This window comes from Kitasatospora sp. NPDC032757 (assembly GCF_055579305.1).
The window spans coordinates 101,492-118,042 of sequence record NZ_JBVINN010000024.1; the positions used below are offsets into that span (position 1 = coordinate 101,492).

The following is a 16,551-nucleotide window of genomic DNA, read 5'->3' on the forward strand; positions in this document are numbered from 1 at the left end:
GGATGAAACTGACCGTGGTGGGGTGCTCGGGGAGCTTCCCGTCCGCCGACTCGCCGTGCTCCAGCTACCTCGTGGAGGCCGACGGCTACCGCGTCGTGCTCGACCTCGGCAACGGCGCACTCGGCGCCCTGCAGAAGTACGTCGACCTGTACGAGGTCGACGCCGTCCTGCTCAGCCACCTGCACGCCGACCACTGCGTCGACCTCTGCGCCTACTGGGTCGCCCGCAACTACCGCGCCGAGGGCTGTCCCGACCCGATGCCCGTCTACGGCCCGGCCGGCACCGCCGAGAGGCTCGCCCGCGCCTACGACATGCCGGAGAACCCCGGGATGAAGGAGGTCTTCGACTTCCGCACCCTCACCCCCGGCACCTTCGACCTCGGCCCGTTCCGGATCGAGGTCGCCCAGGTCAACCACCCCGTCGACGCCTTCGCCTTCCGGGTCGGACACCAAGGCCGCAGCCTCGTCTACTCCGGCGACACCGGCGAGAGCGCCGAACTCGTCGAGCTCGCCCGCGACACCGACCTCTTCCTCTGCGAAGCCGCCTACATCGACGGCCGCGACACCTACCGGGCCGTCCACCTCAACGGCCGCGAAGCCGGCGAGCACGCCACCGCCGCCCGCGCCCGCCGGCTCGTCCTCACCCACATCCCGCCGTGGACCGACGCCGAGCACAACCGCCGCGACGCCGCCGCCGCCTTCACCGGCCCCGTCGAGATCGCCCGGGCCGGCGCGGTGTACGAGATCTGAGCAGGTCGGCGGCGGTTCGCGCGGTCACGAAAACATCTTCGGAACCACCCGCAACCTCCCGTCCCCCCGGACGTCTATCCAAGTGAGCGGCGGGGAAGCCGCTCGTAACGGCCGGGCCTGTCAGGCCGGCAACCACCCATGTCACCAGTACGTCCACATCGTGCTGCCCGGAGGCGTCCGCGCCGGCCGGGCAGGTTCCGGGGGGAACAGCCATGCGTCAGAAGCAGCTCAACCGTGCCCTGCGCCGAATCCGCGGCGTCGTACCGGCCGTCGTCGTCACCGCCGGGCTGGTCGCCGGCGCCACGGTGACCGCCACGCCGGCGTTCGCCGACGCGGGGCCGCTCAGCCTCGCCGTCCACGCCCCGGCCGTGATCGGCGCCGCCGGCGCGCCGGTGGAGTTCACCGAGACCATCGGCAACCCGGGGGACCAGGGCTTCGCCGTCGCGCTGGAACTCTCGGTCGAGACCTCCCTCGGGGCGCCGCGGGACGCACTCAGCCTCGGGTTCGTCAACTCCCTCGGCGACTGGGAGAACATCGCGCTGGAGTCCCGCACCCACGGGGACAAGATCGTCTTCTCGGGCGTCGCGGGCAAGATCGTCGTCCCGCCGGGCGGAACCGACGTCCGCCTGCGCCTCGGCGCGCCCATGGGCAAGCCCCACGACGGCGCCGGCAACGGCGGCGTCGGCCCGGTCGTCAGCTTCCGCACCGGCGTCAAGGGCTGGTGGCTCGACCACTCGGTCGAGCCGCCGCTCTCCGACACCCACCAGATCAAGGTCGGCACGGTCTCCAACGCCATCACCGGGGTCCCGCACACGGCCGTCGCCGGCGGCGCGCCCATCGAGTTCGACGCGGTGCTGCGCAACCCGACCCCGTCGGCCTACGTGAACCTCGGCAACGTGCTCTTCACCGACAAGCACGCCAAGCTCGAGGTGCGCGGCACCGACGGCCGCTGGACGGCGCTGCGCCCGGCGCCCCGCGGGGCGGCGGACCCGGGGCAGGTCGGCTTCTACCTGGACGGCCTCGACTCCTCGGCCGCGCCCAACAGCACGGAGACCAAGCGGGTCCGGGTGAGCTACCCCGCCGGCACGCCGAGCGGCCCGACCCGGCTGCAGCCCTGCGTCTTCGTCAACGAGCCGCTCGACCGGCCCTTCCTCGGCACCACGGAGTGCTCGGACAGCGCGACCGTCCAGGTCACCCGGGACACCGGGGCGAAGGCGGGCGGCACCGGCCCCGCCGCCCCGGCCGAGCCGAAGCCGAAGAGCACCGCACCCGCATCCGCGCCGAAGCCGGCCGCCGACATCGCCGCCGCCCCGGCCGCCGCGGTCGCGCCGGTCGCGCCGAGTGCCCCGGCCGCGTCGGCCGCCGCGGTCGCGCCGAGTGCCCCGGCCGCCGCCCCCGGCTCGTCCGGAAACGTGGCCGCTGCGCCCGAGCCGGCCGAGCGGCTGGCCAGCACGGGCGCCGAGGGCGACCACACCGGCCTGTTCGCGGGCGCCTCCGCGCTGCTGCTCGGTGCCGGCGCCGCCACGTTCGCGCTGCTCCGCCGCCGCTCCGCCTGACACCCCGGTACCCCCTCGCCCCCTCCGCCCGGCTCCGGGCGGAGGGGGCGACCCGTTCGGGCCACCGGGGTCGGCCAGTGCCGGTTCCGCGCGCCGGATCCGAGACCCGGCGTCCGTGGCGGGCCTCCTGCCGGTACGCCTCAGCGCCGCCCGGGCACCGGCAGGCCCAGGTGGTCGCGCAGTGTCGTCCCGGTGTACTCGGTGCGGAACACCCCGCGTTCCTGGAGCAGCGGCACCACCTGGTCCACGAAGTCGTCCAGCCCTCCCGGGGTGAGGTGCGGGACGAGGATGAAGCCGTCCGCCGCGTCGCTCTGGACGTGCTCGTCGAGCTGGGCGGCGATCGTCCCGGCGCTGCCGATGAAGGACTGCCGGCCGGTCACCTCGATCACCAGCTCGCGGCTGCTGAGCTTCTTCGCGGCCGCCACCGCACGCCACTCGGCGGCGGTCTCCAGCGGGTCGCCGATCCTGGTCCGGCCCTGGACGAGGGGGCTGTCCACCACCGGGTCGACGGTGGGCAGCGGGCCGTCCGGGTCGTGGTCGGAGAGGTCGATGCCCCAGACCTGCTCCAGGTAGGCGATGGTGGTCAGTGGCCCGACCTGGGCCCGGCGGATCTCGCCTGCCCGCTCGGCGGCGTCCGCGTCGGTGTCGCCCAGCACGTAGGTGACGCCGGGCATGATCTTCAGCTCGTCCGGCTTGCGCCCGTACGCGGCCAGCCGCCGCTTCACGTCGGCGTGGAAGGCCCGGCCGGCGGCCGGGGTGGAGTGCCGGCTGAAGATGATGTCGGCCGCGGCGGCGGCGAACTCCCGCCCCTCGTCGGAGTCCCCGGCCTGGATGACCACCGGGTGCCCCTGCGGCGGGCGGGGCAGCGAGAGCCGGCCCTCGACGTCGAACTGCGGGCCCCGGTGCCGGACGGTCTTGCCTCCGGCGTCCCAGAACTCCCGGGCCAGCCGGACGAATTCGGCGGCGCGGGTGTACCGGTCGGCGCGGTCGAGGTAGCCGCCGCGGCGGAAGTTCTCGCCGGTGAAGGCGTCCGAGGAGGTGACCACGTTCCAGGCCGCCCGGCCGCCGGAGAGGTGGTCCAGCGAGGCGAACCGCCGGGCCAGCTCGTGCGGTTCGTTGAAGGTGGCGTTGACGGTCGCGGCCAGGCCGAGGTGGGTGGTGACGGCGGCCAGGGCGCCCAGGACGGTGATCGACTCGGGCCGGCCGACCACGTCCAGGTCGTGGATCCGGCCCTTCACCTCGCGCAGCCGCAGGCCCTCGGCGAGGAAGAGGAAGTCGAACTTCCCGCGCTCGGCGGTCTCTGCGAGATGGCGGAAGGAGGCGAACTCGATCTGGCTCCGCGAGGCCGGGTCCGTCCACACGGTGGTGTTGTTGACGCCCGGGAAGTGCGCGGCGAGGTGGATCTGCTTGAGCGGTCGGTCCGTCATCGGGTCACCTCGGAGGCGCTGGTCAGAGCGGTGGCGGCGGCCGGCGCGGCAGGCGCTTCGGCGGCGGGGGCGTAGCGGCCGGCCGGGCGGGCCAGACCGAGGTGGTCGCGCAGGGTGCGACCGGTGTAGCCGGCGCGGAACAGCCCGCGCCCGCGCAGCGCCGGGACGACGCGGTCGGCGAGGGCGGCCAGGTCGCGGGCCGGGTCGGCGGGCACCAGGTGGAAGCCGTCGACGCCGCCGCTCCCCTCGGCGAGCTCGGCGGTCAGCGCGGCGACGGCCCTCCCGTCGGGGAGAGCGGCGTCGAGCCGGGCGAGGATCCGCAGGCTCTCGCCCGAGCGCAGCCGCAGTCCGGTGGCGGCGGTCAGCCGGGTCGCCCGGTCGGGGGCGTCGAGCAGGACGACATCGGCGTGGCGGATCGCCGTCGCCACCCGGGCACGCCCGCCGGGGGAGGCGTCCGGGGCGAGGTCCGCCGCGGCGACGGACACCGCGACCACCGGCCGGCCCTGCGGCGGGCGCGGGGTGATGGACGGTCCGCGGACGGAGAAGTGCGGGCCCTCGAAGTCGACGTAGTGCAGCTTGTCGCGGTCGATGAACCGGCCGGTGGCGGTGTCGCGGATCTCCGCGTCGTCCTCCCAGCTGTCCCAGAGCCGCGCGGCGACCTCGGCGGCGTCGGAGGCCTCGGCCCAGAGCACGTCGGCCGGGGCGACGTCCTTGCGGCCGAAGGCCCTGGCCTCCGCCTCGGTGTCGGAGACCCCGACCAGCCAGCCGGCCCGGCCCTCGCTCACCCAGTCCAGGGTGTTGACGGCGATCGAGGTGTGGAACGGCTCGGTGTGCGTGGTGGTGACGGTCGGGACCAGGCCGAGCCCGCGCGTCCGCGGGGCGAGCCGTGCGAAGGTGGCGAGTGCGTCGAGCCGCTGCGGTTCGGGGGTGTAGGAGTCGTCCAGGGTGACGAAGTCCAGTGCGGCCCGCTCGGCGAGGCGGGCGAGAGCGGCGAAGTGCCCGGCGTCGAAGCGGCCGGGGCTGTCGAGGGCTGCGGACAGGTGCAACTGGCGGGGCATGGCGAGGCCTTGACTTTCCTCGTACGGGAGCGGTGTGAGCGCGGTGCGGGCGGGCACGCGGCGGCGGCCCGGGCGGCGGGCGGTCACGTGCGACGGGAAGCGTGGCCGGGGCGCGGCGGGGCGTCAGCCGGGCGGCGGCGGGGGAACGGTCAGGTCAGGCGCAACACGCCGCCGACCACACGCGACCGAAGTCGATGTGGCTGCGGGTGACCAGGATGCGCCGGGCGTTCACCGCTTCAGTTGACCAGCGGCCCTGCCGGTTCGTCAACCGTCGTCTCACCGCGGGGCTCCGGGAATGGGACGGGGAGGGAGGGACGGGGCGAGGGACGGCGCGACAGGGGCGGGGCATGCGAACGACCCCGCCCTGCCGCTCGGGGGAGCGAGCGGCAGGGCGGGGCCGGGGGTGCTGCGGGTCGTACCTCGGCGTCAGGCCTTGGTGACGTCCTCGATCTCGTCGTCGTCCTCGCGACCGGGGGTCTTGAGGTTGAACTTGACGATCGCGAAGCGGAAGAGGAAGTAGTAGAGCGCGGCGAACGCGATACCGATCGGGATGATCATCCACGGGTCGGTGGCCTTGTTCCAGGCCAGGGCGTAGTCGATCAGGCCGCCGGAGAAGGTGAAGCCGTCGTGCACACCGAGCGCCCAGGTGAGGGCCATCGAGACGGCGGTCAGCACCGCGTGGATGACGTACAGGGCCGGGGCGATGAAGACGAAGGCGAACTCGATCGGCTCGGTGACACCGGTGACGAAGGAGGTCAGCGCCAGCGACAGCATCATGCCGGTGACGGCCTTGCGGCGGTGCGGCTTGGCGGTGTGGGCGATGGCGAACGCCGCGGCGGGCAGGGCGAACATCATGATCGGGAAGAAGCCCGACATGAACTGTCCGGCGGTCGGGTCGCCGGCGAAGAAGCGGGTCAGGTCACCGTGGACGACGGTGCCGTCGGGCTTGGTGAAGTCACCGGTCTGGAACCAGGCGTAGGAGTTCACGAACTGGTGCATGCCGACGGGCAGCAGACCGCGGTTGACCAGGCCGAAGGCGCCCGCACCGAACGCGCCGGCGCCGATCAGGGTGTCGTTCAGGCTCTTGATGGCGTCGCCGACCGGGCCCCAGGTCAGGGCGAAGAGGACACCGACGGCGGTGCCGACGAAGGCCATGATGATCGGGACGAGACGGCGGCCGTTGAAGAAACCGAGCCAGTCGACCAGCCGGGTGCGGTGGTACTTCTGCCACAGCACGGCGGAGAGCAGACCGATCACGATGCCGCCGAGCACGCCCGGGTTCTGGTACGTGGCGGCGGTGTACTTGCCGTCGGCGACCACGGCCTCCGTGACCGGGAACGCGGTCAGCACGTTCTTGTACACCAGGAAGCCGACGAGCGCGGCGAGCGCGGTGGAGCCGTCCGCCTTCTTGGCGAAGCCGATCGCGATGCCCACCGCGAACAGCAGCGGCAGGTTGGCGAAGACCGCGTCACCGGCGGTGGCGAACACCGCGGCGACCTTGTTCCAGCCGAGGCCGTCCTTGCCGAACACGTCGTCCTGGCCGAGGCGCAGCAGCAGACCGGCGGCAGGGAGAACGGCGATGGGCAGCTGGAGGCTGCGGCCGATCTTCTGCAGGCCCTGCAGCAGGTTCTGGCCGAACTTCTTGGTGGGGCTTGGCGTGGCCGGAGCCGCGGCGGGCGCCGGTGCCTGCGCAGACTGACTCATGGGGGTGGGTTCCTAACGGCAGGGCGGGTCGGTCGGGGGTAGGTGCACAGGGGGCCGAACCGCGAACTGGTCTACACCACACGTGGTGTAGACCAGTTTTGTAGCACGGGTGGAGAAGGGGGGGAACCCCTGAAAGCGGTGCTGGTGAGAAGCGCTATGAAATCGAAACCTACTTGCGGATCGACGATCATGATTACCCGCCGTGATTGGCATTTTGGCTATTTGCGCAACAAAAAGAGCGGGCCGTCCGGCGGGGGTCGGTCGGCGGGGCGGCCGCAGGCCGTGGCCGGTTCGGCGGAGACCGGACGGAGGCGGGCGGAGGTGTCCGTGGGCGGCCCGGCCGGGCCCGGGAGTGGGCGGGACCGGGTGCGGACCGCCTGCCGGGGCGGTCGGGCGGGGGAGGGTGCGAGCGGATCCGACCTCCCCGGCCGCCGTCCGGTCATCGCCGGGATTGTCACCGCACTCCGTCGCGCCCTCCCATTCGCCGCGAGAAACCCGTGGCGGCGCCCGTGCGGAACGGCTGCGGCGGATTTGCCGGCCGGCCCGCCGCGCCGCCGCGGCGATCTTTCCCCCACCCGGCGCCCCCGCCGAAGCCGCGCCGGCGGGCGGGCGCCGAGCGGCTACCACCCAGCCCGCCCGCGCAGTGCCGGGGCGGGGCGACGGGTCACGGGCCGGCCGGGTCGCCGAATTTCCGGCGCGCCGATGGCGGGACTTCCGTATCGGGACCATCGGCCTGTTCCGGATATGCCGAAAGGCCCTCGGGCCTATGGTCCGAAGGCCTTTTCGGAGGGCTCGTGGTGACGCTGGGTTTATGCCCGAGTCACGTCCTCGACCTGACTCTCGTCCTCGCGTCCGGGTGTTTTCATATCGAATTTCACGATGATGAACCGGAACAGCGCGTAGTACACGGCGGCGAAGCAGAGCCCGATGGGGATGATCATCCAGGGCTTGGTGGCCAGGCTCCAGTTGATCACGTAGTCGATCAGGCCGGCCGAGAAGCTGAACCCGTCGTGCACTCCCAGGCCCCAGGTGATCGCCATCGACGCACCGGTCAGCAGGGCGTGCACCGCGTACAGCACCGGGGCGACGTAGGCGAAGGAGTACTCGATCGGCTCGGTCACACCCGTGATGAAGGAGGTCAGGCCGACCGAGAGCATCAGTCCGTAGATCTCCTTGCGGCGGTGCACCTTGGCGGAGTGCGCGATGGCCAGCGCGGCGGCGGGCAGGGCGAACATCATGATGGGGAAGAAGCCGGACTGGAACTGGCCGGCCGTCGGGTCGCCGGCCAGGAAGCGCGGGATGTCGCCGTGCACGATCACGCCGTCCGGCTTGGTGAACTCGCCGAACTGGAACCAGACGAAGGTGTTCAGCAGCTGGTGCATGCCGATCAGCAGCAGCACGCGGTTGGCGACGCCGAAGATCCCCGCGCCGCCTGAGCCCAGATCGACCAGGTCCTGGCTGAAGTCGGTCATCACGCGGTCGATCGGCGGCCAGGCCCAGACGGCCAGGCAGGCGGCGAGCATGCCCACCAGGGCGGTGATCATCGGGACCAGGCGGCGGCCGTTGAAGAAGCCGAGCCAGTCGACCAGCTTGGTGCGGTGGAAGCGCACCCACAGCCAGGCCGACATCAGGCCGATCACGATGCCGCCCAGGACGCCCGGGTTCTGGTACGTCGCGGCGGCGGCCTTCGCCGAGGTGTAGTCCACGCACTGGTTGCCGACCAGGACGGTGGGCACCTTGCAGTCCTCGGGGAAGGCGTGCAGCACCTGGTAGAAGACGAGGAACCCCACCACGGCCGCCAGCGCCGTCGAGCCGTCCGCCTTCTTCGCCATGCCGATCGCGACGCCGACGCAGAACAGCATCGGAAGACCGAGCGAGGAGTCCAGCAGCGCGCCGCCCGCCGCCGCGAAGACCTTCGCGATGTTGTCCCAGCCGAGCCCGTCCTTGCCGAAGACGTCGGGCTGTCCGAGCCGGTTGAGGATGCCGGCCGCCGGCAGCACCGCGACCGGCAGCTGGAGCGAGCGGCCCATCTTCTGGAGTCCGCCGTAGAAGCTGTGCCACCACACGGTCCGCGGGGCTGTGGCGCCTGCCGAACTCATCCTTCGCCCTCCGAGAGCAGTTGCCGGCCGCTGGCCACCTGGGCCGTCGGGCGGGGCTCGGGAACACCGGGGGCCCTTCCCGCGTTCATCGGAGTACCCCATATATTGGTGTAGACCACTCTTGGGGACGCAGGCCGGGCGCGGCGGGGCGCAAGCCCCGCTGATCGTCATTCTCGGACGAAGATCCAGATCGTGCGCGCCGGAATGGGCCAAAAGTGGACTAACGTGGCAGATCGGTCCTGGTCGGGTGATGCTTGTCGCGCTGCCGTGCAGCGCGACGGCCGCTGAAACCGCGTCAGCACCGGCAGCCACCCACCCCAGCCTCGGCCGGGGACCCGAGCACAGCGCAGGACGGCACCCGGCAGAGCAGCCGACGGGCCGAGACAGAGGGAGAACAACAGATGGCCAGCAAGGCTGAGAAGATCGTCGCCGGTCTGGGCGGCATCGACAACATCGAAGAGGTCGAAGGCTGCATCACCCGCCTGCGCACCGAGGTCAAGGACGCCTCCCTCGTCGACGAGGCCGCCCTCAAGGCCGCCGGCGCCCACGGCGTCGTGAAGATGGGCACCGCGATCCAGGTCGTCATCGGCACCGACGCCGACCCGATCGCCGCCGACATCGAAGACATGATGTGAGCTGAGCCCACCCGGCTCACCACCCTCCGGCCCGCCGGCCCCGCCCAGGGGCGGCGGGCCGAGGACTTCCGGGCAACCCGGCCGCACCGGACGGGCAACACCCGCAACCCCGGACAGGCAACACCCGCAGCCCCGGCGGCACCCCGCCACCCGGTCCCACAGGCACCGATCCGGACCCGTCGGGGCGTACCGGGACCACCCGGCAGAAGCGGCTACGCTCGGTTCCTATGTCACGCATCGACGGCCGCACCCCCGAACAGCTCCGCCCCATCACCATCGAGCGGGGCTGGAGCAAGCACGCCGAAGGCTCCGTCCTCATCTCCTACGGCGACACCAAGGTGCTGTGCACCGCCAGCGTCACCGAAGGCGTCCCGCGCTGGCGCAAGGGCAGCGGCGAAGGCTGGGTCACCGCCGAGTACTCCATGCTCCCCCGCGCCACCAACACCCGCGGCGACCGCGAAGCCGTCAAGGGCCGCATCGGCGGACGCACCCACGAGATCAGCCGCCTCATCGGCCGCTCCCTGCGCGCCGTCATCGACCACCGCGCCCTCGCCGAGAACACCATCGTCCTCGACTGCGACGTCCTCCAGGCCGACGGCGGCACCCGCACCGCCGCCATCACCGGCGCCTACGTCGCCCTCGTCGACGCCGTCGCCTGGGCCCGGGACAAGAAGATCCTCCGCGCCAAGGGCCAGCCCATCACCGGCGGCGTCAGCGCCGTCAGCGTCGGCATCATCGACGGCACCCCCATGCTCGACCTCCGGTACGAGGAAGACGTCCGCGCCGAGACCGACATGAACATCGTCTGCACCTCCGACGGCCGCTTCGTCGAGGTCCAGGGCACCGCGGAAGGCGCCCCCTTCGACCGCGCCCTCCTGGACCGCCTCCTCGACCTCGGCACCCTCGGCTGCGCCGAACTCGACGAGATCCAGCGCAAGGCCCTGGAGGCCTGAGACCTGGTCCGGTCGCGCTTCCGAAAACCGAGGGCTCCGGGCACCGGCGCTGTACAGGCCGGGCCCGGAGCCCTTACCGTTCCCGCAGCACCCGAATGCGGGAACCGCGCACCCCTCACCGCGCGTCCTCCCCTTACGGAACCCGCGCACCCAGGAGGACCGGATGCCCCAGAGCATCGCCCGCCCCGCCACCCTCGCCGTGGCCGGCCTGATCGCCATCCTCCCGCTCAGCGTGGTGAGTTGCTCGGCCGCCCAGAAGGCGCTCGACTGCGGCAACACCGCCGTCCGCATCACCGGCGACATCGCCGACGTCACCAACGCCTACAACAACGCGAGCAACGACGCGGCCGCCGCCGGACAGGCGCTCCAGAAGCTGAAGAACGACCTCGACCAGCTCGGCAAGAACTCCAAGAACACCGACGTCGTCAAGGCCATCAACGACCTCAACACCCAGGTCGACAAGGTCCAGCAGGCGGTCAACGGCAAGCAGGTCCCCGACCTCAAGCCGCTCGGCGACGCCGCGGGGAACCTCACCCAGGTCTGCACCGGCTGACGTCCGGTTAGGGTGGGTTCATGTCGACCCGCCTGATCCTCGCCACCCGCAACCAGAACAAGATCGCCGAACTGCGTGCCATCCTCGGCGACGCCGGCCTGGACGTCGAACTGGTCGGCGCCGACGCCTATCCCGAGATCCCCGACGTCCGCGAGACCGGCGTCACCTTCGCCGAGAACGCCCTCCTCAAGGCCCACGCCCTCGCCCGGACCACCGGCCTGCCCGCCGTCGCCGACGACTCCGGCCTCTGCGTGGACGTCCTCAACGGCGCCCCCGGCATCTTCTCCGCCCGCTGGGCCGGCAAGCATGGCGACGACCGCGCCAACCTGGACCTGCTCCTCGCCCAGCTCTCCGACATCGACGCGGAGCACCGCGGCGCCCACTTCTTCTGCGCGGCGGCGCTGGCACTGCCGGACGGCACCGAGCGCGTGGTCGAGGGCCGCCTCCTCGGCACCCTGCGGACCGCGCCGGCCGGTGAGGGCGGCTTCGGCTACGACCCGATCCTCCAGCCCGTGGGTGAGAGCCGTACGTGCGCCGAGATGTCGGCGGACGAGAAGAACGCCATCAGCCACCGCGGTAAGGCCTTCCGGGGGCTGGTGCCGGTGGTGAAGGAACTGCTGGGCTGACGAGCGGCAGGAACGACGATGGCCCGCCTGCCTTCGATTTGAAGGCAGGCGGGCCATTTCAGTCGGTACGCCCGGTGGGACTCGAACCCACGACACTGCGGACCTAAACCGCACCTCTCTAGCCAGCTGGAGTACGGGCGCACATCGGCTCTAGCCTACCGGCTGACTGTGCCGCAGGCCGCACCTTTCCCGGCCGAGGGTCGCGCTACGCCGCGATGCCCTCGGCGCGCGCGTCCCGGCTCCTGTTCCGCCCGCAGTAGGTGGGCGTGATGGAGTGGCAGTTGGGGCAGAGGAGACGGAGGTTCTACCGCCTGTTGTCGAGCCAGTTGCCGTTGATGTGGTCGACCTCCAAGGTCATGGCGTGCCCGAGCCAGGTCGGAGGGGCGCCGCACATCTCGCAGATGTCGGGGTGCCCGATGTGTACGAGCATGGCGCGGAGGCGGTCGCCCGGCACGCGGTGGCTTCCCGGCGGACGCTGCACGAGCAGCTCCTCGGCCTTGCGCCGCGGCCCGGTCTTCCGGCCCTTGTTGTGTGCTTGCCCCGTGAAGTGACCGGTGTCGCGCTGGTGGAAGGCGATGCTCTCCCTGACCAGTGTTCGGGAGCTGCCACAGTCGGTCATCCCGAGGGCCAGAATGACGCCGCGGAAGCTGCGGCGCGTTGCCACGGCCTGCGCCAGCGCGTCCTTGGGGAGGGCCTCGATCCTGTTGCGGCCGTCGCCCCTGAAGGTGAAGTGCGAGGTGTCGATGCCGAATTCGGCCAGCCGCTTCTTGAGGTAGGAGTACAGGCTGTCGTAGGGCGTGACTCCAAGGTATGCCATGACGGAGTTGATGCTGTCGCTGTTGGCCGCTTCCTCGGCCAGCTGCTGCCGGGAGTACCGGCGGCGCCCGTAGTCCGGCCGGCCTTCGTTGAAGTGCGAGGTGTCGATCCCGTAGAACCGAAGCCGCTTGCTCAGGTAGCTGTGCGTGCCGCCCGCCATCGGCACGCCGAGCTTTCGCATGATGTCGTTGACGCTGTTCGACTCCGCTGCGAGTGTCGTGAGCAGCTCACGGGTGTACTTGACCGGCATGGTCGTCCCCCTTCGGGCCTGTGTGTGCGCCCGTCCCCCATGTGCGCGAACGATCGTCGTCCCGTTCGGTTACGGCCTCACCACCAGTACTTCGGGTACTTGCGGCCCGTCAGGCGGGCGCCGATGAGGGCGGTGCCGGTGAGGAGGAGGGTGGCGAGGAGGAGCAGGGGGAGGAAGCGGGTGGCGGCGGGGGCGGTGAGAGTGACGATGAACGCGGTGGCCGCCGCGGGGGAGTGGGGGGTGCGGGTGAGGGCCATGACGCCGAGGGCGAGGCCGCCGGCTATGGCGGCGGACCAGTAGGCGGGGGTGGTGACGGCGAGGACGCCGTAGCCGGTGAGGGCGGAGAGGAGCTGGCCGCCGATGACGCTGCGGGGCTGGGCGAGGGGGAGGTCGGGGGCGCCGGCCATGAGGGCCATGGTGGCGGCGAGCGGGGGGATGAGGAGGGGTTGGTGGGTGAGGGCGCCGAGGGCGACCAGGAGGAGGAGGGCGGTGACGGCGGTGGCGGTGGAGGCGAGGACGCTGGTGGTCGCGGGGCGGGCGGGGGCTTGGCTGGGGAGGGGCATGGCCGGGCTGCTCCTAACGGCAACGGACAAATTCGATCGTTAGTATTCGCGGCTTCCTAACATGTGGCAAGTCGCGTTACCGTTAGGGAATGGCCATGGTGGAGCGCGGTGCGGTGGACGAGATGCCAGTTGACGGCGAGCACCTCGCGCTGGATCTGGTGAACAGCACCTTCGTCCGCGGGGGCCTGCGCGGTCATCTGGTGGACGTGCTGGTGGAGCCGTCCGACCTGGAGCTGTGGGTGGAGCGGCATGCGGTCGGGCTGGACCTCCCGAGCGCACCGGCCGGGGTGCTCGGCGGGGCGGAGCTGGCGGCGTTCCTGGAGCTTCGGCGGGCGCTGCGCGCGGTGCTGACCGCGGTGGTGGCCGGCGGGCCGGCGGGGGAGGGTGACGTCGCGGTGGTGAACGCGGCGGTGCGGGCGGCGCCGGGGTGGGTGGAGCTGTCGCCGGGGGCGGCTGCGGAGGGGGTGCGCCGTTCGGCGGCGGGGGAGTACGGGGTGGTGCTGCTGGGGCGGGTGGCGCAGGCGGGAGTGGGGTTGCTGACGGGGGATCGGCGCGGGTCGGTGCGGGCGTGTCCGGCGCCGGGTTGCATCCTGTTCTTCCTGCAGCAGCATGCGCGCCGGGCGTGGTGTTCGACGGCCTGCGGGACGCGGGTCCGGGTGGCCCGGCACAGCCGTCGGCATGCGGACGACTGAACGGGTGCCGGCCGGAGGTCGACCGGGGCGGGTCGGGAGTGGGCCGGGGCGGGCCGGTGGGCGGCTCGCGGGCCGACCGTGGGTGATGGTCGGGTATCGGCCGTTCGACCGGCGCTGTTGGGGAATTGATGACCAATTGGTACAGACCTATTGACCTATGTGGTTCAGACCACATAGCTTCAGCGCCAATCTGCATTCCCCCACGTGCGTGCTCCCCCACAGGTACGCGCCGACACTCTCTCCCGGAGGACCGAGTGTTGATCCGATCCACGGCGGAGCGGCGTCCCACCGCTGCCCGTCACTCCAAGAGCCCGGCCGCCCGGGCGGGTCTGGCCTCGCTGGCGGCTGCCGGCCTGGCCGGCCTGCTGGTGGCGACGCTGGGCGCGGCACCCTCGCAGGCGTCCGCGACCGTCGACAACGCGGCCTGTCGGCCCGACGGCATGTACCGGACTCCCGGGGTGGACGTCCCGTACTGCAGCGTCTACGACACCGCGGGCCGCGAGAAGATGGGTGCGGACCACCAGCGCCGCATCATCGGCTACTTCACCGGCTGGCGCACCGGCAAGGACGGGACCCAGCCCTACCTGGTGAGCGACGTCCCCTGGGACAAGGTCACCCACCTGAACTACGCGTTCGGGCACGTCGGCGGTGACAACAAGATCTCCGTCGGCACCGACGACGACAAGAACGAGGCCACCGGGATCTCCTTCCCGGGCGTGCCCGGCGCCGAGCTGGACCCGTCGCTGCCCTACAAGGGGCACTTCAACCTGCTGACGAAGTTCAAGAAGCAGTACCCGAACGTCAAGACCATGATCTCGGTGGGTGGTTGGACCGAGACCGGCGGGTACTTCGGCGACGACGGCAAGCGCGTCGACTCCGGCGGCTTCTACTCGATGACCGTCAACCCGGACGGCTCCGTCAACCAGGCGGGCATCGACACCTTCGCCGACTCCTCGGTCGACTTCATCAAGAAGTACGGCTTCAACGGCGTCGACGTCGACTACGAGTACCCGACCTCGATGAAGGACGCGGGCAACCCGCTGGACTGGCAGCTGGCCAACTCCAGGCGCGCGTCGCTCGCCAAGGGCTACGCGGCGCTGATGAAGACGCTGCGGGAGAAGCTGGACCGGGCGGGTGCCGCCGACGGCAAGCACTACCTGCTCTCGGTCGCGGCCCCGTCGTCCGGCTACCTTCTGCGCGGCATGGAGACCTTCCAGGTGGCGCAGTACCTGGACTACGTCAACATCATGTCGTACGACCTGCACGGCGCCTGGAACAAGTACGTCGGGCCGAACGCCTCGCTGTTCGACGACGGCAAGGACGGCGAGCTGGCGGCGGCCAACGTGTACGGCACCGGCCAGTACGGCGGTATCGGCTACCTGAACGCGGACTGGTCGTACCACTACTTCCGCGGTGCGATGCCGGGCGGCCGGATCAATGTCGGCCTGCCGTACTACACGCGCGGGTTCAAGAACGTGACCGGCGGGACCAACGGCCTCTGGGGCACCGCGTCGGCGACCACCTGCCCGGTGGGTTCGGGGCTGACGGCGTGCGGTGACGGCGCGGTCGGTGTCGACAACATCTGGAACGACAAGGACGACGCGGGCAAGGAGTCCCCGGCCGGCTCGAACCCGATGTGGCACGCGAAGAACCTGGAGAAGGGCATCGTGCCCGACTACCTCTCCGAGTACGGCGTGACCGACACCGCCCTGCAGGGCACCTATGCCCGCAACTACAGCTCCTCGCTGGTGGCGCCGTGGCTGTGGAACGACTCCAAGAAGGTCTTCCTCTCCACCGAGGACGAGCAGTCGGTGGGCGCCAAGGCGGACTACATCGTCAACCAGGGCGCCGGCGGCGCGATGATCTGGGAACTCGCGGGCGACTACAGGTGGGACGCGACCGCCAACGGCGGCAAGGGCCAGTACGTGCCGGGCTCGACGCTGACCTCGCTGATGTACGACAAGTTCAAGGCGGCCTCGCCGTACGGTGCGGTCCGCTCGACGACCGCGCTGCCGCAGCAGACCCTGCCGATCGACGTGTCGTTCACCAACTTCGCGCTGGGTGACTCGAACTACCCGATCAACCCGAAGATCCACATCGTCAACAACTCGACGGTGACCCTGCCGGGCGGTACCGAGTTCCAGTTCGACTACGGCAACTCGGCCCCGGGCAACGCGAAGGACCAGTCCGGCTTCGGGCTGACCGTCATCAAGCAGGACAACCCCGGGCCGGGCAACGTGGGCGGCCTCAAGGGCACCTACAACCGGGTGTCGGTGAAGCTGCCGGGCTGGCAGTCGCTGGCACCGGGCGCGTCGATCGACATGGACTTCGTCTACTACCTGCCGGTGTCGACGCCCTCGAACTGGACGGTCAACGTCGGGGGCACGCTGTACGGCCTCAAGGGTGACCTGAGCCGGGGCGCCGTCGACGGCGGCACCGCGACGCCGACCCCGTCGCAGACGGCCACGCCGACCGCGACCCCGACCGCGACCCCGACCGTCACACCGACGGTGACGCCGACCGTCACGCCCACCGTGACGCCGACCGGCACGCCGACCGTGACGCCGACGGTGACCCCTACCGCGACCCCGACCTCGGGCACCTGCGCGGGTGCGCCGAGCTGGGACGCGGGCACCGCCTACGCGACGACCACCAAGGTGTCGTGGAAGGGCCACTACTACCAGAACAAGTGGTGGACCAAGGGCGACGACCCCGGCGCGAGCGGCTCGTGGGGCGTCTGGAGCGACCTCGGGACCTGCTGATGACAGCGGTCCGCTGAGGTGAGAGACGGCGGTGGCGGTGCACCCGGTCGGGGGGTGTGCCGCCACCGCTCCGTTGCCGGGCCCCGGGGGAGGGCAGCCTCCGCGGAC

The 16,551-nt window shown here is 71.5% G+C and carries 14 protein-coding genes and 1 tRNA gene; 8 read left to right on the plus strand and 7 right to left on the minus strand.

What is annotated here, in order from left to right:
- Positions 1–2 precede the first annotated feature (2 nt).
- Together ACZ5WK_RS24840 and ACZ5WK_RS24845 are read left to right on the plus strand one after the other, a co-directional pair.
- On the plus strand, positions 3–749 hold the full coding sequence (locus ACZ5WK_RS24840; RefSeq protein ID WP_465550173.1) for an MBL fold metallo-hydrolase: 747 nt from the start codon (positions 3–5) through the stop codon (positions 747–749).
- Positions 750–961: 212 nt separating this feature from the next.
- Complete coding sequence (locus ACZ5WK_RS24845; RefSeq protein WP_465550175.1) at positions 962–2,305, plus strand: hypothetical protein; 1,344 nt, start codon at positions 962–964, stop codon at positions 2,303–2,305.
- 140 nt (positions 2,306–2,445) lie between these two features.
- Here ACZ5WK_RS24845 and ACZ5WK_RS24850 read toward each other — a convergent pair whose 3' ends face one another.
- The 4 genes from ACZ5WK_RS24850 to ACZ5WK_RS24865 form a co-directional block, all read right to left on the minus strand.
- On the minus strand, positions 2,446–3,732 hold the full coding sequence (locus ACZ5WK_RS24850; protein WP_465550177.1) for an LLM class flavin-dependent oxidoreductase: 1,287 nt from the start codon (positions 3,730–3,732) through the stop codon (positions 2,446–2,448).
- Positions 3,729–4,790, minus strand: coding sequence for an LLM class flavin-dependent oxidoreductase (locus tag ACZ5WK_RS24855; protein WP_465550217.1), 1,062 nt, complete (start codon positions 4,788–4,790; stop codon positions 3,729–3,731). The genes ACZ5WK_RS24850 and ACZ5WK_RS24855 overlap by 4 nt, the downstream gene beginning before the upstream one ends.
- A 426-nt stretch (positions 4,791–5,216) precedes the next feature.
- Positions 5,217–6,494: a PTS transporter subunit EIIC gene (locus ACZ5WK_RS24860; protein WP_465550179.1), complete on the minus strand. Its 1,278-nt coding sequence runs from the start codon at positions 6,492–6,494 to the stop codon at positions 5,217–5,219.
- Positions 6,495–7,303: 809 nt separating this feature from the next.
- The gene (locus tag ACZ5WK_RS24865) at positions 7,304–8,593 is read right to left on the minus strand and encodes a PTS transporter subunit EIIC (protein ID WP_465550181.1); all 1,290 of its coding nucleotides are present in this window, start codon (positions 8,591–8,593) and stop codon (positions 7,304–7,306) included.
- Positions 8,594–8,847: 254 nt separating this feature from the next.
- Between ACZ5WK_RS24865 and ACZ5WK_RS24870 the strand changes: the two genes are divergently transcribed.
- The 4 genes from ACZ5WK_RS24870 (at position 8,848) to rdgB (ending at position 11,360) form a co-directional block, all read left to right on the plus strand.
- Positions 8,848–9,228, plus strand: a complete 381-nt coding sequence (locus ACZ5WK_RS24870; RefSeq protein WP_396322709.1) for a PTS sugar transporter subunit IIB — start codon at positions 8,848–8,850, stop codon at positions 9,226–9,228.
- Between the two features lie 227 nt (positions 9,229–9,455).
- The gene (gene rph / locus ACZ5WK_RS24875; protein WP_405359964.1) at positions 9,456–10,181 is read left to right on the plus strand and encodes a ribonuclease PH; all 726 of its coding nucleotides are present in this window, start codon (positions 9,456–9,458) and stop codon (positions 10,179–10,181) included.
- A 163-nt stretch (positions 10,182–10,344) separates the two neighbouring features.
- Complete coding sequence (locus tag ACZ5WK_RS24880) at positions 10,345–10,734, plus strand: hypothetical protein (protein ID WP_396322707.1); 390 nt, start codon at positions 10,345–10,347, stop codon at positions 10,732–10,734.
- A 20-nt stretch (positions 10,735–10,754) separates the two neighbouring features.
- Positions 10,755–11,360, plus strand: coding sequence for an RdgB/HAM1 family non-canonical purine NTP pyrophosphatase (gene rdgB, locus ACZ5WK_RS24885; protein ID WP_465550184.1), 606 nt, complete (start codon positions 10,755–10,757; stop codon positions 11,358–11,360).
- Positions 11,361–11,426: 66 nt separating this feature from the next.
- Here the strand turns inward: rdgB and ACZ5WK_RS24890 are convergent.
- The 3 genes from ACZ5WK_RS24890 to ACZ5WK_RS24900 form a co-directional block, all read right to left on the minus strand.
- Positions 11,427–11,501, minus strand: a tRNA-Leu gene (locus ACZ5WK_RS24890).
- Between the two features lie 163 nt (positions 11,502–11,664).
- A complete protein-coding gene (locus ACZ5WK_RS24895) occupies positions 11,665–12,426 on the minus strand; it encodes an HNH endonuclease signature motif containing protein (RefSeq protein ID WP_465550186.1) in 762 nt (253 codons plus the stop codon).
- Between the two features lie 77 nt (positions 12,427–12,503).
- Positions 12,504–12,989: an HPP family protein gene (locus ACZ5WK_RS24900; protein WP_465550188.1), complete on the minus strand. Its 486-nt coding sequence runs from the start codon at positions 12,987–12,989 to the stop codon at positions 12,504–12,506.
- Between the two features lie 89 nt (positions 12,990–13,078).
- On the opposite strand from ACZ5WK_RS24900, the gene ACZ5WK_RS24905 reads away from it, so the two are divergent.
- Positions 13,079–13,681 (plus strand): CGNR zinc finger domain-containing protein, encoded by a 603-nt coding sequence (locus ACZ5WK_RS24905; protein WP_465550190.1) that lies wholly within the window; start codon positions 13,079–13,081, stop codon positions 13,679–13,681.
- A 257-nt stretch (positions 13,682–13,938) separates the two neighbouring features.
- Positions 13,939–16,443, plus strand: coding sequence for a chitinase C-terminal domain-containing protein (locus ACZ5WK_RS24910; RefSeq protein WP_465550192.1), 2,505 nt, complete (start codon positions 13,939–13,941; stop codon positions 16,441–16,443).
- Positions 16,444–16,551 lie beyond the last annotated feature (108 nt).